15 protein-coding genes are annotated in these 17,514 nt (G+C 40.9%); 4 read left to right on the top strand and 11 right to left on the bottom strand.

Annotated features, from left to right (window positions below; genetic code table 11):
- The first annotated feature begins 43 nt into the window (after positions 1–43).
- The 3 genes from H729_RS03365 to H729_RS03355 are packed head-to-tail and all read left to right on the top strand — an operon-like array spanning position 44 to position 3,537.
- On the top strand, positions 44–1,444 hold the full coding sequence (locus tag H729_RS03365) for an alpha,alpha-trehalose-phosphate synthase (UDP-forming) (RefSeq protein ID WP_020448596.1): 1,401 nt from the start codon (positions 44–46) through the stop codon (positions 1,442–1,444).
- Positions 1,410–2,153, top strand: coding sequence for a trehalose-phosphatase (gene otsB, locus H729_RS03360; protein WP_020448595.1), 744 nt, complete (start codon positions 1,410–1,412; stop codon positions 2,151–2,153). Before H729_RS03365 ends, otsB begins: the two co-directional genes overlap by 35 nt.
- 28 nt (positions 2,154–2,181) lie before the next feature.
- Positions 2,182–3,537, top strand: coding sequence for a sugar porter family MFS transporter (locus tag H729_RS03355; protein ID WP_020448594.1), 1,356 nt, complete (start codon positions 2,182–2,184; stop codon positions 3,535–3,537).
- A gap of 149 nt (positions 3,538–3,686) precedes the next feature.
- On the opposite strand, the gene H729_RS03350 is transcribed toward H729_RS03355, so the two are convergent.
- Positions 3,687–3,989 carry a PRC-barrel domain-containing protein gene (locus tag H729_RS03350; protein WP_020448593.1) on the bottom strand — a complete coding sequence of 101 codons (303 nt, stop codon included), beginning with the start codon at positions 3,987–3,989 and terminating at the stop codon, positions 3,687–3,689.
- Positions 3,990–4,358: 369 nt separating this feature from the next.
- Here H729_RS03350 and H729_RS03345 point away from each other — a divergent pair, with 369 nt between their 5' ends.
- On the top strand, positions 4,359–4,781 hold the full coding sequence (locus tag H729_RS03345) for a hypothetical protein (protein ID WP_020448592.1): 423 nt from the start codon (positions 4,359–4,361) through the stop codon (positions 4,779–4,781).
- A 43-nt stretch (positions 4,782–4,824) separates the two neighbouring features.
- Here the strand turns inward: H729_RS03345 and H729_RS03340 are convergent, their stop codons facing one another.
- The 10 genes from H729_RS03340 to H729_RS03290 form a co-directional block, all read right to left on the bottom strand.
- The gene (locus H729_RS03340; RefSeq protein WP_020448591.1) at positions 4,825–6,072 is read right to left on the bottom strand and encodes a nitrogenase component 1; all 1,248 of its coding nucleotides are present in this window, start codon (positions 6,070–6,072) and stop codon (positions 4,825–4,827) included.
- On the bottom strand, positions 6,062–8,215 hold the full coding sequence (locus tag H729_RS03335) for a nitrogenase component 1 (protein ID WP_020448590.1): 2,154 nt from the start codon (positions 8,213–8,215) through the stop codon (positions 6,062–6,064). The genes H729_RS03340 and H729_RS03335 overlap by 11 nt, the downstream gene beginning before the upstream one ends.
- Positions 8,216–8,291: 76 nt before the next feature.
- Positions 8,292–8,882, bottom strand: a complete 591-nt coding sequence (locus H729_RS03330; RefSeq protein ID WP_020448589.1) for a DUF4443 domain-containing protein — start codon at positions 8,880–8,882, stop codon at positions 8,292–8,294.
- The gene (locus H729_RS03325; RefSeq protein WP_020448588.1) at positions 8,879–9,598 is read right to left on the bottom strand and encodes a hypothetical protein; all 720 of its coding nucleotides are present in this window, start codon (positions 9,596–9,598) and stop codon (positions 8,879–8,881) included. The genes H729_RS03330 and H729_RS03325 overlap by 4 nt, the downstream gene beginning before the upstream one ends.
- A gap of 392 nt (positions 9,599–9,990) precedes the next feature.
- Positions 9,991–11,247 (bottom strand): P-loop NTPase family protein, encoded by a 1,257-nt coding sequence (locus tag H729_RS09885; protein WP_020448587.1) that lies wholly within the window; start codon positions 11,245–11,247, stop codon positions 9,991–9,993.
- On the bottom strand, positions 11,247–12,044 hold the full coding sequence (locus tag H729_RS03310) for an ABC transporter ATP-binding protein (RefSeq protein ID WP_020448586.1): 798 nt from the start codon (positions 12,042–12,044) through the stop codon (positions 11,247–11,249). Before H729_RS03310 ends, H729_RS09885 begins: the two co-directional genes overlap by 1 nt.
- Positions 12,037–13,224, bottom strand: a complete 1,188-nt coding sequence (locus tag H729_RS03305; protein WP_020448585.1) for a FecCD family ABC transporter permease — start codon at positions 13,222–13,224, stop codon at positions 12,037–12,039. The genes H729_RS03310 and H729_RS03305 overlap by 8 nt, the downstream gene beginning before the upstream one ends.
- Positions 13,225–15,159, bottom strand: coding sequence for an outer membrane protein assembly factor BamB family protein (locus H729_RS03300; protein ID WP_020448584.1), 1,935 nt, complete (start codon positions 15,157–15,159; stop codon positions 13,225–13,227).
- A complete protein-coding gene (locus H729_RS03295) occupies positions 15,159–16,544 on the bottom strand; it encodes an ABC transporter substrate-binding protein (RefSeq protein WP_020448583.1) in 1,386 nt (461 codons plus the stop codon). Before H729_RS03295 ends, H729_RS03300 begins: the two co-directional genes overlap by 1 nt.
- Positions 16,545–16,554: 10 nt before the next feature.
- Positions 16,555–17,511 carry a hypothetical protein gene (locus H729_RS03290; protein ID WP_020448582.1) on the bottom strand — a complete coding sequence of 319 codons (957 nt, stop codon included), beginning with the start codon at positions 17,509–17,511 and terminating at the stop codon, positions 16,555–16,557.
- Between the last annotated feature and the right edge of the window lie 3 nt (positions 17,512–17,514).

The following is a 17,514-nucleotide window of genomic DNA, read 5'->3' as shown; positions in this document are numbered from 1 at the left end:
CACAGAATTCTCTTAAATAGGCTGTGCTCTCATAATTCACAGAGTGGATAGATTAATCGTAATCTCCAACAGAGAACCTTATGTCCATGAGTACAATGGAGAGAGCATAGACTGCTCAGTCCCAACCGGGGGAGTTGTCGCTGCTATAGACCCAGTGATGCAGAATGCAAAAGGTACCTGGATTGCCTGGGGAAGCGGAGATGCCGATAAAGACTGCAGTGACACTAAAGGATGCGTTAAAGTTCCACCAGAGGATCCTAAATACACACTTCGCAGGATCTGGCTTACGCAGAAAGAGGTTAATGATTACTATCTAGGATTTAGCAATAGAGTCATCTGGCCAGTTTGTCATTTATTTCAAGAGAATGCCCAGTTTAGAAAAAATTACTGGGAAACTTACAAAAGCGTGAATATGAGATTTGCTGAGGCTGCAGCAGAAGAGCTGGAAAAAGGCGGGAAAGTGTTCATCCAAGATGTGCATTTTTCATTAGTTCCGGATATGCTTCGGAATAAAGTACCCGAAGCTGCAATAGCACTATTTTGGCACATTCCATTCCCGGCAGCTGAGACTTTTTCCTGTATACCCTGGAGAAGTGACATTTTGAAAGGGCTTCTAAGTGCTGACATGATAGGTTTTCACACAAAGGCCCATGCAGATAATTTTATAGCAACAGTGTGCAGAGAATTCCCCCAAGCCAAAGTAAACAACAACATAATCAGCTACAATGGAAGAAGAACAAAAATAGCAGCCATACCCATTGGAATTGATTATACATCATATGCTAAGAATGGCAGCATGCCCAGCATAATAAAAGGTGCAGAAACAACAAGAAAGTCCATCAATGCTGAGCGCATAATTTTAGGAGTAGACCGCTTGGATTACACTAAAGGAATTTTAAACAGATTCCTGGCATTTGAAAGGTATCTAGAGTCAAGCCCGCGTGCAAGAGAAAAAGTATCATTCATACAAATCGCTTCTCCAACCAGAGTCAATATTAACGAATACAGAGAGATGAAAAGAAAAATAGAAGAAAATATAGGCAGGATAAACGGCAGATTTCAGACACCATCTTGGACTCCGATTATTTACATAAACAGGAAAGTCGATGAAGACAAACTGCTGATGCTCTACAGAATAGCTGACGTTGCTATGGTTACGCCTGTAATCGATGGAATGAATTTAGTAGCCAAAGAATACGTTGCAGTGAATGATAAAGGCGTTCTTATTCTCAGTGAATTCGCAGGCGCCAGCGAAGGAATGAAGGATGCAATTGTAGTAAATCCGTATGATATTGAATCAATGGCAAAAGCCATTCAAAAAGCTCTGAAAATGAAACAGAAAGATAAAATCAACCACTGCACCAAACTTAGAAAGGAAGTTAAAGATCATGACATATTCTGGTGGCTGGATGAATTTTTCAGACAATGGGAATCTGATTGCTGAGCTGAGCATATTAGCGAAGTCACCTCAGCTTTTGGTTATGCTCGATTTTGATGGTACAATTTCCCCCATTGTATCGACACCCGAAGAAGCAGAAATAGACAGAGAAATAGAAGAGATTCTGACTGAACTGGAAAAACTTCCATCAACGGATATATGGATAGTCAGCGGAAGAAGCCTGAGTGATTTGAAGAATAAAGTTACTTTCAAAAATTTGATAGGCAGCCACGGCATAGAATGTCCGTTTTTTGATGAGGAGAAAATAGACTGTGATGATCTGATACGATTAAAGAACAATATGGAATGCTTGCTAATGAATTATCGCGGAGTTCACATTGAACAGAAAGCATACTCCGTGAGCGTTCATTACAGAAATGCAGACTCCATTGATGAAGAGACAATCAAGAAGATTGTCAAAGACAACTCTGGGGACTTTAATATAACAGAAGGCAAGAAGGTCATAGAACTGAAAGCAAACGGCAGGAATAAGGGAGACGCCTGCCAAATGCTTCTGGATCATTGTAAATGCAGATCCTCCATCTATGTTGGTGATGACATTACGGATGAAGATGCATTCAGAGCCTTAAAGGAAAAATCTGTGACTGTGAAGATAGGCGAAGGTAAAACCAACGCGAAGTATATGTTAAGAAACATAGACGACCTAAGGCTGCTTTTAAAAAAACTGCTTGATGAAAGACGTTACTTTAATTAGTGTCTTGCTGAAAAGTAATAACTGCTCCATGAAACACAGCAGCCAGAATTCAAAGAAAAAACTCAGCATTCCGCCTTTGGCTTATGCAGCAGCGGCAGTGGCTGCCATTGGCGGTATTTTATTTGGGTTTGATACTGGAATCATTTCTGGTGCAATACTGTTCGTACAACATGATTTTTCTATGACGATTTCTGAAAGATCATGGGCAGTATCCATGGTGCTGGTTGGAGCCATAATCGGATCAGCCTCTGGAGGATATCTGTCAGATAAGCTGGGACGAAGAAAATCTATAATCAGCTCTGCTGCTCTGGTAGTCATAGGAACTATAATTATCACAGCGTCACCAGACGTCTATCTTTTCTTTGCTGGCCGGTTTATTATAGGAACGGGAATAGGAGTGGCTTCATTCATAAGCCCCATGTATATTTCAGAAGTAGCACCTAAAAGCATCAGAGGAGCCATGGTATCGCTTAACCAGCTGATGGTTACTGTTGGGATACTCGTGGCTTACATGGTTTCTCTCTATTTCTCTCCTTCTGGAAACTGGAGAGCTATGTTCTTCGCTGCAGTTATTCCAGCAGTTGCTCTCATAATAGGAATGATTGTTCTTCCCTCTAGTCCCAGATGGCTGGTATTCAAAGGAAATGTTGATAAAGCGATGAATGTAGCTGAAAGGTTTACATACGATAAAGAAAAAGCAGATGATGCAATTCGCCAGATGGAAATTGAGAATAAAGAGCAGAAAAATGCTAAAATTAGTGAATTGTGGTCTCCATCTGTTCGTTATGTAACTATTATCGGCGTAATGATGGCTGTACTGCAGCAGGCTACTGGAATTAATACAGTCATTTACTTCGCACCTACGATTTTTGAGTTCGCAGGATATGCAGATGCTACAGCTTCGATAGCAGCTAGTGTAGGAGTCGGAATAGTAAATGTTATTCTGACTATAGTATCGATATTTCTTGTAGACAGGGTGGGAAGAAGACCGCTGCTGCTAGTGAGCCTGAGCGGAATGATACTGTCGCTTCTTGGTCTGAGCGCAGTATTCAGCATCGGCGCTGCATCTCTGGGTGTTTACACAGCCGTATTTCTCATGACATACATTGCTTCATTTGCCATAGGCCTGGGACCAATATTCTGGCTTCTCATAGCAGAGATTTATCCACTCAGGGTAAGAGGCAAAGCAATGAGCGTAGCTACAGTAGCTAACTGGACCTCTAACTTTGTAATCTCTCTGACATTTCTGGGTCTTGTAAGCCTGCTCGGAACTAACACAGTATTTTTCATGTATGCAATCGTAGGAGTTATCTCACTAATTTTTGTCTTAAAACTTGTACCTGAAACCAAAGGTCTCTCGTTAGAAGAAATCACTAAAAAATGATGTGAACTGATCATAATTTAGATACAGATATTGTTAAACTAAACTGCCGACTACCACACTCATGACGAGAGTTGCCAGCACATGGCCGACAGTCCCTCAATCGTCATGAACAATAAGCAAGAATCGTATGCAATGTTATTGCTAAGCACCTAGTCTTCTTCTATTGCGCTAAGCAATGTATTCAAGTCTACAGAAAGCTGTATCACATCAGACACTTTTTCAATCTTATCAACTGGAATTGAAACACGTGTCTTCCTTACTCTGGGATGTTTTACATCTGCATCAGAAAGAATTGATGAATCAAAGTCTGTCAAGATGCTGCTTACCATCCACTGCTCAGTGTCAACTTCAGCCCCGTACACTTTTCCTACAACCTTTGCGTCAGAGGTCATGACCGGTCTCTTGTTCCCAAAACCAACATTTAGAGTTTTATCAATCTCTATAGTCTGCATAAACTAACAATTTGAATGCTGAGTAAATTAAGCATTTCTGAGATCAGAGCGATTACTCAGCGAAATATCACATAAATTATAGCTGATGCACAAGAAGCTTCCATATCGCAAAGAAAAGGCTTTCAAAATCAATAAATACCTCCTGATTCTAAAGGTCTCTCAATTAGTTATCTCAAAAATGTATGATCTTTTGAGTCGTATATGAATCACTAAAAATATCTATTTTCTTAGATGCTGGCTAAAATAAGATAAATATTTACATAGCTTAATTAATTAATCTTATGTATGATTTGAATAATATATTTATAAAATATATTAGAAACACTTATACGCATTCTTAAAAATGCATCAGAACAGGAGATTGATATCATGGATTCAGCATCTATGAGTAAGAATACCCCGTACATATGGGGCATTATCGGAATTATCGGAGCCTTAATTGGAATAGTCGCTATTGCAGTTAACTGGTTCACAGGCAATGGAACTGATTATACTGGAATCGACCTAATTGACTACGATGGTGATTTTCAGATATACATTCCAGTGATTATTGCAGTTCTGGGAGTACTGTCTTTAATACTATTTGCCGTGGGCATGACTGGTAATGGCTCAAGAAAGAATGTCGGATACATCTCTGCAATCTTTGGCATCATTGCAATCATACTTGCAGTTGTAAGCTACATGTGGGCAGGAGATGAATTTGCAGACCTCAGCTACGGAGTCGGATTTTACCTTGCGGTAATCTCTGGTGTAATAACATTCATATTTGGTATTATCCAGTCAAGACTCTAAACAATTAATGCAGGGCTGTCTGCCCTGCATATTATTTCTGAATTTATCTGATTAATGAATTTAACACGCCATCAAGCAGACGGAGTGTTCCATTCAAACCTAACACAGGCTCATCTCGTATCTCGATCTGCCTGATTCCCGGAGATTCTACTACTATTCCGCTTCTGACAATATCTCTGAAAAGCAGAGATGACAGTGTGTTTCCATCCCCTATGAAAATATCAGCCACAGTGTTAGATACATTTTCTGAAGCAGTGAGACCTTTGTTTGAAAGGTACTCACCAATCACACGGTTCCATTCCTGATCTTCCACATTCACAGCTACCGGCACCATTCCAAGATATTCATACAAAAATCTAAGGATTGGAAATGCAAGAGAACCGTCTGCTGCAATCGAAAATGTCCTGCCTTTCGGCAGAGCTTTTCTTTCATCCATTGCCAAAAGTTCCCTATACACCTTTTTACGTTTAGATCTTATAACTTCAAGTGCGGGAGCAGCATCTTTTCCCAATATGCTGCATATTTCCTTAAGCCAGCTTTCCAAAGCGTCAAAACCTATCGGAACCTCTGGTGATATGAAAGGAATGTTGCAATTTTCTTTATACCAGTTTCCAACCTTGCTGCCAAATTCATCATGAATGATGACATTGAGTTCAGCTTCACCCGATGATAGTATATCATCAACAGACCAGCCGGCGCCTGCTGAAGATATAACTTCAATTCCGCACAAGTTTAACAGCGCAGAAAGATCGTTAATACTGTCTTCCCAGTTCAAATGCCACACAGAAATTCCAAGCAGATTTATGCAGCCTTTTCTTTTTGTACCACTTGGTTTAATTTTTTCCAGAATGGACATTAATCCTTCCTGAAATCCTTCTCCCATTGACCTAGAATATGCGGGAGTCTCTATTTTCACAACCGGAATAGACGTTTCACTAACATTCAAGGACTCGCCAATCAATGATGCACCTGGAGAATTCACTATACCGATGAGACGCGGATTAGAACTGCTTATCTCCTCAAAAAGTCTGTTCAGCCTGTCTTTAGATCCGGTTATGTAATCATAACCTCCAAGATAAGTGCAAGGGATACGAGGCTGGCAGAAATGGAACTCACCAGAAAATACCATGGGGTTAAATGATCCTTTTCTTCTATACACGGATTCAGATACAGAAGACGGGTGAAACTTACACCCGGTAGGGCCATTGAGGATTGTCTCTGCATCTTTCACTCCCTCAAAGGCAAGCAGTATGCCCATTAAACCTTCAGGCTCATCATAATTAATTTCCATCGTTTCTCCACCCTTCTTCAGCTGGTGCTTTCATAAAACTCACCCATGAATCTGCCAGTTCCAATGCCCCAAAGGGCCCGATATCTGGTACCAGCGGAATGTACATCTGCATAATTTCAGAATTTACATCCATCGGATAGGCAGAAATTAACAAATCTGGTTTCTTTAAATTTATGTCGCTGATAAGGTCGTTTATTTCAAATTTTTCAATAATATCAACGAATGGATAATTAGCTTTAATGTCGTAATCCATCGTATAATCAGGTCTGTCGATAACAACCGCTCTTATGATCTTCATTCCGGTTCCTTCAAGCATCTCCAGAATCCAATCAATGTCTTTGTTCATGCTTGCTATGTATACAGTTCTGCCTTGCAGATGATTTTTCAAAAATTCCAGATGTGCATTGTATTCAGAGCAGATGTCCTGAATGATGTGTTCAGCAGTTTCCTCTTTGCTAAAGTATTTTCCCACTTCTCTGATCCATTCTACAGTCGCCCTCAATCCAGGTCTGGCAATATAGCTAGAGAAACTCATACCGTAGTTATCCTCAAGAAACTGTTTCAACATCATAGCAAAACGGTCTGGATTCAGAAGAAGATTGAATTTAGCTTCTGTAAGGTTTTTGAGATTCTCAATATCATCGTTTCCAAGATATTTGCAGTTTATTTTGATTCCTAATTTAGAAAGAATACTCTCTATAAAATCTGAATTTTTTATGCAGTTCGTTGAAATGGTCTTAACGCCTATCAAATTTACAGAGTCTGTCTTACATGATGAAGCATTTACGAAAGCTTTTGTCAGCGCGATAGATGCATCGATTACACCCTGTGTAAAATCACCGTTAACGTTTCCATCTTCAATCAACGGTACAATAGTTGCATCTGGATATTGCGATGATAAATCACTGATTATATTTTCTACGTCGTCACCGATAATTCCAGAAGGACACGATGTTATCACAGCGATGTTTTTCCGGCCACTGTCAAGAACTGATTTTAAAGAAGACCTGAGTTCGTCATTGCCACCGAAGATCATTGTTGATTCGGTCATACCAGTGCATGCAACATTTGGATGCGAAAAACCATGAATCGCTGTACCCTCACAAATGTATGAGCGCTTGACTGCATTGGATGCGAGCTGATATGCAAATTGTGCACAGTTGCGCGGAGAATGCATCAGTGTGGTTAGAGATGTCATAGACATCGTAATCGAAGCTGCACCGGCAAATGCACAGCCATGCAGCACTTCATTTTTCTGCACATTGCGGGATGTATAATACCTGGGTTCAGATATCATATCCGCTTCTCTTAACGGAGAACTATGGCGCATAGTGTTTTTAGAGGTTGCTGCACCCAAGACTGTTTTTTCCAGTTCCGCCTCGTCAAGATATTTTGCAGTGTATTTTTTACCGTCTAAAACCATTTTGGCAAGATCTCTGAATGATTTTACGAGGGGTGAGTCTGGGTAAGCCTCCACTACAGTTTTTCCGAGCTTTTCTGCATCTAAAAATTCTCTTGAACGCTTGAATGATGCTACGATAGGAATAGAAACTGCTTCAGAGAATCTCTTTACCCGCTCATATTCTTCATCATCCCCACGACTGTTGAATATTATGCCTCCAATCCTATCCGGATTGTAATTTGCCGTTCCTTTCAGGATGTTATTTGCGGCATATATTGACATGAACTCCCCGGAAGTCACAATATATACTGTATCTGCATAGCCGTCACGCAGAGGGACGGCGAATCCTCCGCAGACTACATCCCCTAAAACATCGTATATTGTAATGTCAATTGGAATTGAGTTAATATTGAGATCACGAAGCAGCTCAAAGGCTGAGATTATGCCTCTGCCCGCACAGCCTATACCTGGTTCAGGACCTCCTGCTTCTACACATAAACAGCCCTTGTATCCAGTATGAACGATATCTCCCAGAGATCTCTCATCAGGGTATGTATCTCTCAGATACTCAAGTACAGTAATGTCATTAAAACCACTATACAGCAGCCGTGTGGAGTCGTGTTTAGGGTCGCATCCGATCTGCAGGACTTTTGTGCCCATGTCAGAAAGAGCTGCAGTCAGATTAGAAGAAATTGTAGATTTTCCAATTCCCCCTTTGCCATATACTGCAATCCGCTTCATAGTCGATTGGATATATGTGTCAATCTATTTTAAGGGTATGAAGCAGGCGGAGCATGAGATACGGTGCACAAAGTCATCAGATCAAATCAAGTGAAGCCATTACAGCTGCATTTGCTGCAGCACATTCATCAACAGAATAGCTGAGTATGAGAACATCACCTTCAGCCAGGCACAGTGAGCGTTCTATTTTTTTAAGGCTATCTGAGTACTCCTCATCCAAATTACGCCCAGGAGGGATTGTTAGCTTTCCGTCTTTTAATATGAAGGTTATACAGCCGTTAGCACCAGATTTGATGCATATATCCCGCTGCCTGATACCATCCTGAATTTTAGAAGACTGCTTAAAAACTATAATTCCACAGCAACATTGATTCGGGATACCAACATAATCTGATAGATTTGACTCTACAATTTCAATAGGTATACTGTGAAGGAATAATCGTCCATCATCAGAGATGATTATGCCATGACTTTCAATCATGATAAGATTCCACTCTTTCAGTATCTTAAGGACATTGCGCATGCTTCCTTCGCCTATACCTACTTTAGAAGCAAGATTACGACGCCCCAATGATTTATTTTTAGAAAGGTGGTATAGTGTCCAATAAAGATTAGCATCGCTGAATCTGTAGATCGGCCCGTATTTTTTGATATCTAATATTTTCATGTGCGCGCTTCCATCCTGGGACGATTACTGAATAATGCACATTCGACATCCTGAACTACATTGATAGTTATCTCAAATGGAAGATCGCAGGCTATCGACACAGATACCAGATCTAAACCTTCCAGATACATCAAGTATACTTCTGATTCTTTTAGATCAATGTTCAGAAGTTTTGAGATTGATTCCACTTTCTCATGCTTACTGCATTCAGCGTTCATGATCCCAAACAATTCCCTTCTATAGGGAGTCATCAGCCATTTTCTGGAATCATTGCTGAAAACCAACGATGGATTGTTTAGAATAGATGCAGTATTCGGAATATTCCAGTAATAGGATTTGCAAAGCGGGCATTTCTTAGGCGTACCGCTCTTTTTCTTTTCCCAGACATGCCCACATTTCTTACACATGCATCTTGTCGATTTTGTATTCCACCTTGAAGAGTGACAGACTGGACATTTTGTCGGTTCTTTTCCGTTGCTTATCCAGGTGTGGCCACATCTCACACATCGGTTATTAACTGGCATGTCCATATTCCAGCGTGTGCTTCTGCATTTAGGACATCTTTGCGGAGAGGCATTAGAATTTTTAGGTTTCCATGTATGAGAGCAGATTCTGCAGGTCAATACAGTTTCAGAAGAATCCTGCTCAACACTAAGTGTGCTTTCACCGTCAGAAACAAAATTGTCAGTGTGGTCTACACAACTGTATTCCGTCATACTTATCCTAAATCCTCCTCTTGGAACTACATATCCCAAATGACTTAAAGTCAGGTGATTTTAAATTATTGGATGAATAGTCCAAGTATTGAATGTTATAGGTATATATGTATCTTATTTGGAAAATGGTAGTATTATACGTAAGAAATATCACAATAATATGTAATTTCATAGTGAGAAAAGAATGATTGACTCAAGAAGCCAATATACATATATGAAATATCAGGTAGAAAAATTACATGCACGATTAATCCTTATAATACATTAACATGTAATACATAACAATAAATTATACTACATTACAATACAATAATAATACATATGGTCCTGATAAGTTACACTACAAGACACTTTAGGTCCATATATTCAGAATTACAGCAAAATTTCTCCATTTAATAATAATCAAATGGATTCTCAGTGAAAACTGAATCGTCTACGGCAATCCCGGAATCTGCAAATGCATCCATTATACGATCAAAAGACTCTTTCACGCGGTCATACGGAAGGTTGAATTTTACCGCTATCGCTTCTGGACCCATTCCAATAAAATGAATTGAGAGTATTTTAGCATCAGTCTCGCTTAGATTCAGACGCTTTTTGAAATAAGGAATGTATTGTTTATAATCATCCCGATGCTCATATAGATAATCTGCAAGTTCTCTGAATGTGTCATTCATTGTATGGTTGCCGACTGCATCAATAAATTTTTCTGCATTGATGTTAAGCTTCCTGCAGGCCTCATGAAAATACATAGTGGTTACTGGTTCCAGTCCTATCCATAAGTAAATGAAACCAAACCCGTTGCTGGAAGTATATCGAAGAATCTTATTATCACTCGACCAGATATCTAATGTGTGAGAGACAAGTGCTGCATCGTCAGTAATGGTAGTTTTGCACCTCGGACACATGTCTCCGCCTTCCTCATCAGCATTCCACATATATCCACAAAAATGACACTTCAATTCACATGTCTGCTGATCAGATTTACAATACGGGCATACTACAATTTTTTGGTTCGATTTGAGAATATGTGTTTTGCCACAGCTCTTGCATAAAAACACTTTAGGTGCTTCATTCCATTTGGTAGACTTACATTTTGGGCAGATCTTGACATCTTCCAGTCTGCGTCTACCTTTTAGCGTCCATTTATGACCACAGCGTCTGCATTGAAGCGTAGGCCTGGGCACATTCCATAAAGTAGACTGACATTTAGGGCATTTTTTCGGAGTACTGGATTGATTTTTCCAAACATGACCACATCTGCTACATACAAGCCTGTGTGCTTTCGGTTTATTCCATTCAGAAGATCTGCAGAGTGGACATTTTTTAGGAATTTCATCTTTTCGTTGAATCCAGGTGTGATCACATTGATTGCAGTATAAAGAACGCTGCCTAGTACTGATTGTTTGCAACTGTCCGCAGGATGGACATTTTTCATTAATTGAAGTAAGCCGCCATTCATATCCGCAGAATTTACATTTCGTTTCCTTTTTTAGTGGATGGTCCCATCTGGAAGACCTGCATCTCGGACACCTCTTAGGAAGTTTTTCATCCCTTGGATACCATGCATGGCCACAGCTGTAACAATAAAGCATATACGCTTCTGGAGCAGCGGAAGTTTCGCTGATCTCAGATGCTTCGTCAGCCATCAATACTCCTCTACATCAATGTACTTTTTAGGAAGAACATATATCTCTCCGTCTTCATCCAATCCAATCCTTGAATCAACTTCATAAACATCACGGATAAGATCTTCTGTAATTACAACCTTGGGATCACCTATTGTCTGTATTTCCCCTTTTTTCATAATTACACATATATCACAATAACGAGCCATCAGGCTGATATCATGTTCTGCCACAATTACAGTCATATCAGTATGGGACATTTTTTTGAGATATTCCATGACCTGCAGCTTATATTTCATATCTAAGTGGCTGGTCGGTTCATCTACAAGCATTACTTTCGGCTCCTGCACGTATGCTTTAGCAATCATTGCACGCTGCCGTTCTCCCGATGACAGCATAGAAACCTGTTTCTTGCGGAGATGATAAATGCCAAATGTTTTCAGTGCATTTCTGACCACGACTTCATCTTCAGGATTTTCCCACCAGATTCTATTGACGAATGGATACCTTCCCAGCATAACCATGTCTGTAACTGTAAGGCCGAATGTCGGTCCGGATTCAGCAGGTACTGTCGCTACCAGTTTTGATACTTCTGCCGGCTTTTTTCTGCTGATATCTTCCCCATCGATATGAATTGATCCAGAAGACATGTCGTGAATCTTACAGATACATTTCATCATCGTTGATTTGCCGCATCCGTTCGGGCCGATAAGGCCGATCATCAATCCCTTGTCCAATTCCAGATTAATATCCTTAAGAGCCTGAAAATCTCCAAATTTCTTATTCAATCCGCGTATTTCCAGTAAAGGATCAGCCATCGTACTCACGCCCCTTTTTAATGAGCATATATGCAAACACAGGCGTACCGATTATAGCTGTGATGGCACCGACAGGCAATTCCATTGGGATCATTGCCATTCTTGCTACAATATCCGCAAACAGCATCAGCATGGCTCCAATAATTATGCTAGCAGGCATTATCAGACGGTGATCACCGCCTAAAGCCATTCTGCAAGCATGAGGCACCACCAGACCCACGAACCCTATGATTCCGACAAAAGCAACACAGAGTGCAGTAAGAATTGAAGCAAGGATCATCATGCTCCTTTTGAATAATTTTACATTCAATCCTAATTGTTTTGCCTGCTCTTCACCCATCATAAACAAATTGAATTCCCTTGCCCAAAGCATGGACACGAGAGATAAAAGCAGAACAGGAATAAATACCAACCAGGCATTTTCCCAAGTGACCTGCGCGAATGAACCGTAGAGCCACCACATAACGTCACTGAAGTTATCTTTAGCCATTGAGATGAATATTGTCTGTATTGAAGAAAATGCGAATCCTACAATCACACCTGCCAAAATATAATTGGTCGCTGAACCTCCAGAGCATTCTGCTACCAGCATAGTAATGCCGAATGCTATAAGACCTCCGACAATTGCTGCGATGGGAACTAGATACAAATTATCTGCACCCATAAATGGTATGGATGCACCTATTGCCCCTACAGCAACTGCCAGACAGCCCGCTCCAGAAGATACACCAGTGATGTATGGATCAACAAGGGGATTTCTAATGATGGCCTGATACATGCAGCCTGCTATAGACAAACCAGCACCTACTGCGATTGCCGCTAAAGCTCTAGGAAGCCTTGATTCAAAAATATACAGCTCTTCTTCATTCAGATTCACCCCATGTTTTCCAATAGAAGAAACCAAAGATGAAATAGCATCACTTATTGGAATTACTCCTCCAGCGGCGATTGAGATAGAAATGAAGAAGGCAATGACTGCCATGATTATTCCAAATACAGAAATAATTACGAATCTCTTCTTCTTCAAAGCTATGTCACTTTCATCACCAGGATCCATATCATCTTTCATTCTCCCAAAGGCTCTGCTGAAAACTCTGCGGGTCTTGATAATCCATGAATCGGAGTTATCATCCAATTGAGATGATGAAGTGTCTGTCTTACTTCTGCTGTCAGTTGTCATTCAAGCTCCCCTGTATAATATGACGAACAATGCCATGGTCGCAACAATCGCTGCTATCAAAACATACCAAGACCAGTGATGAAATCCAGCGGTCTGTAATGAGTTTATTTCTGATTCCACAGAACTGGGACCTGCCACATCTGACAGACAGTATACAGCCCCGTAGTCATTTCCAACATAGATCTTTCCGTCAATTACTGTTGCCTGCCCCATAGAATATGAATCAGAGGTGCAGGGTTCGAGGAATACTCTCCAGAGAAGAGTACCATCTTCTGCATTTACAGCTGCAAGATGACCCGCTTCTCCATATTTATTCTCAATTCCTCCAGCAGAGTATTCCATAGCATAAAGCACTCCGTCTGCAAGTGTCAGCGGTGCCTTGACGAATTTATTATACTCACACATCCAAACAAGATTGCCGTCCCAGTCAAATTTACAAATTGAGTCTACAATCTCCACTTCAGTACCGTCAGACTTCTTTATCGTAGAATCTCCCGGATTAGACGGGCTCAGATATGTATAGAATCCATCTGATGCTACAACAGGAGCTGTAAAAAGTGCGTTTATTTTCCAGATGTGATCTTCTACGTTGTAACCTTCTCCTGTTTTCGGATCCAATGCTAAGATGTAACCAAGAGATACTGACATTCCTCCATCAGTACATGTCACCAGCAGCATTGTACCTTCCCTGTTTACAGATACGACTGCAGCAGAACCCGGCATGTGTGGTTTAGCGGCATTTATATCTGATACATTTATGACCTGCTTAACCCACATGGCTTTTCCAGTAGCAGCATCCAATGCATGCAGATAACCTCCATAGTTGCCAATGAACAGCATTCTTTTGCCGTCAATCTCAGCAATAGTCGGAGCATGGAAATAGAATGTTCCTTTGGATCCCATATAGCCTGTGGAACTGCTGTAGTCATCTGGAGGATTGTAGCACCAGAGCTCTTTGAATCCTTCATTATAATTAATGCTGTAACAGTAAACTTTACCGTCTGCGGAACCGAAGTATAGAGCTCCAGAATCATAGACTGGCGTTGTAGCCCCAGTCACAAATATCTCTGCATCCCAGAGAATAGTTCCTTCATCATCCATTGGCGGTTTGTAATCGATATATAAAGTGTGGAGCAGAGTTCCATCATACCGATCAAAACAGTAGATGTCTCCGCATGTGGCAGACAGGATCAGCATGTCTCCCACGATTATCGGTGTGGTGACTTCATATCCCGCACCATATTTCCCATGATATTCCCAGACCATATCACCTGTGAATCTGTTGAGGCAATACACCCAGAGGTCTTTGGTATCAGTAGTAGATCCCCAGCTTCCTCCAGTAGTATGATAGAGAAGATCTCCTGCAACTACCAGACCTGAATCCACATATCCAGTATTGTACGTCCTGTGCCATTCTACAGGCAGAGCAGGATTTTCTACACCATATGAATCTGATGTATTATATGACGATGAAGACCCCCCAAATTGGGTCCATACAGATTTGTAATCGGGAGTAGACTGCGGGCAGATTACGTTCTCTGCAGAATCATCTGCATAATATCCAACTGCTGCTATACCTCCAGAATAATGTGAAGCAGTATTGATGCCGGACTCGTATTTCCAGTTACTTCCATCCCAAGAATATATTTTCCAATTAGTATGAACGGTATTCAATCCGCTTATTTCTACAGAAGCTAGTCCATTTATGGAAATATCGGATTTATTAGATATGTCTACATTTAATCCCAGCTCATCGGCAGAACCTGCAATAATGTCTGCATAAGTTCCGCTCTCCTCTGGTTCACACCAATATGTCTGCCCGTTTCCAAGGTCAATGAGAAGAAGATTACTGTCTCCCTCTGCGCTGGATACCGGTAGAGCCGGAAGCAGCATGAGTATGGTCACAGCGGCAATTACTATCCATGATTTATTCATTACAAATCCCTCTGGTGTTTCAAGTACTGCTGATAATCATTGTCAAAATATTTCGGCATCAGATCCAGAGGATCCCTGTTTAGGAACGGTTCAGGATGCAGAATCTTACCTATCAATTCAGCCGCTTCTGCCAATCTTGGACCAGGCCTGGAAAGCAGATCTGCCGCACTTCCTGAGAAGATATACACTTCTCCGTTGCGATATGCTGGTGTTTCTCTCCACATTCTGTCAATGGAATCCATTACCCTTTGGTAGTCTTCATCTGTAGAGATCTGCCTTGAATCTAGGATAATGATGATTACGTCCGGCTGTTTGAGACTGATCTGCTCTTTAGAAACCATGAACCATGAGGAAGCTTGACTCTGGAAGATATTCTTGCCAGAGACTGTAGTTATTAAGTCGTTCATGTAAGTTTCAGATCCAGCTGTCCAAGGAGACGGATCCGCAGACAAAGCTACAAATACCCTTTTATTTGCTTGAACGCCGATTATTCCTTTTACATCATTAATTGTGCCTCTGAGAGAATTTATTATTGAATTAGCATTTTCTTCAATACCCAATGAAGCTGCCACGATCCAGATATTGTCATATAGGGTGTTTATGTCAGTACCGTCATAAAGTACAACACAGTTGATTCCAGACTTGCGTAGCTTATTTGCCATATTCAAATGCTCTCCGACTCCGCCATCGCAGAAAACAATGTCCGGATTCAGTTTGATGATCCATTCATAACTGGGATCGGTGTAACCGCCCACCACAGAAATATCTCCGCTGTCCCTTCCATCCACGATTTCCTGGGGATAATTACTGTACAAGTCAGTTCCTATAATATACTGAGACCCTCCGACTGAAGCGATCATTTCAGTAATTGAAGGTGCCAGCGATACTACTCTTAAATCTTCTCCTGAAGATAGTGACTTTCCATTAAATGCATAACTATAGTAATTAAATCCAGAATAATCAGTTCCTGGAATCAAATCATCTGCACCTGAAGCCCGGGCCCAGCATACAAGATCATAATCTGAAACTTTCACATCTCTGGGAGTTTCTACAAACTTCCATTCACTGGATTCTTGAACATACATTCCCCATTGTTTCCCGTCAAGATTTATCTGCCCGTTTATAGAGTAGACTGTGCCGGCATCCTGATCAAGATAGACTATTTCATACGAATTTATATGACACGCAGCTTCCAGAGCGTCAACACCATCCATATCCTCACTGAATGTCATTTCCGTCCAGTTCACATCCCAGTATCCAAAATCAATCATTACGCCTTCTCTTGTGTCCTGGGCTGCTGTAGTAAGCCCCATTAAAGGGGTTATAGCCAAAATCAAGATTATGCATGCGAATGATGCTAAGAGCTTGATTTTGACTGCTTTCATTTTTTTCACCTCACAGGCCCGCGGGTATGTCTGCCGGAGTTGTTGGTATTGGAATGTTTACGGTTTCCACAGTAGTCGTCTGAAGAATCAGGGCAAAGTAATGATCTTCTGTGATGTCATACTGTCCAATCGACAGTTGATTATAGTTCCATTCACTTGCATCATCCAGAGTTTTTGCATCGTGGTCATACGTGTATTGAGACCAATATGTCCATGTACCATATTCTCCGCCTGATGTGCTGACTCTTTTGTCTTCCCACCCTAGGAATTTATTCAGCCACCCATATGATTCTCTGCGCTCATCATACGAAAGAATCTCTTTTTTCTCTTCATCCGTATAATCACCGTGCAGAAGATAAGTATAGACAGCGTCACTCAAGCATTCTATTACATCCTCTCCGGTGCCTTCAATCCAGAACCCATCTTTGCGTTCCTGCTCCGTAAGAATGTTCAGGATAATGTCGTTAGCATCGTATCCTTCTTTGAACTGAAGGAAGAAATATACTTTGTACTCCACATCAATATCTGGTGCTGTGTAAACTATCTTACCCTGATCATTTTTTGTTTTTTCAGCATAGTGCAGTGCAAGTGATACTCCGTCTGGAAGTTTTATTTTAGAATTGGCTGAAGATGAAAGTACTTCCCATCCATCAGGAGATGCCCATTTGAATATGGCCCAGGTATTTTTATCTGTATTGGCCACACCATCAACAGAAGCTATGCTGCCATTGCTACTGTATTTAATATCACGATTTGGGAATGCTGATGCAAGGAGTGATGCAATGGTATTTCCAAATCCTGTTGATGATTCTTCTGCACCCAGAGAATCAATGTATATTGTAGCATTCACTTCTTTCATACCATCACCGTCAGAGCCACTGCTATCTTGTAAAGCAAAGACTGCAACAGCAACTGCTGCAACAGCAAGGATGATGACTACAATGGCAATTATTGATTTTTTATTCATTTT

Origin of the sequence: Candidatus Methanomassiliicoccus intestinalis Issoire-Mx1, assembly GCF_000404225.1 — an archaeon.
In the GTDB taxonomy this organism is placed as follows: Archaea; Thermoplasmatota; Thermoplasmata; order Methanomassiliicoccales; family Methanomassiliicoccaceae; genus Methanomassiliicoccus_A; species Methanomassiliicoccus_A intestinalis.
Note: the sequence above shows the minus strand (reverse complement) of the source record. Positions and strands in the feature narration are given on the sequence as shown.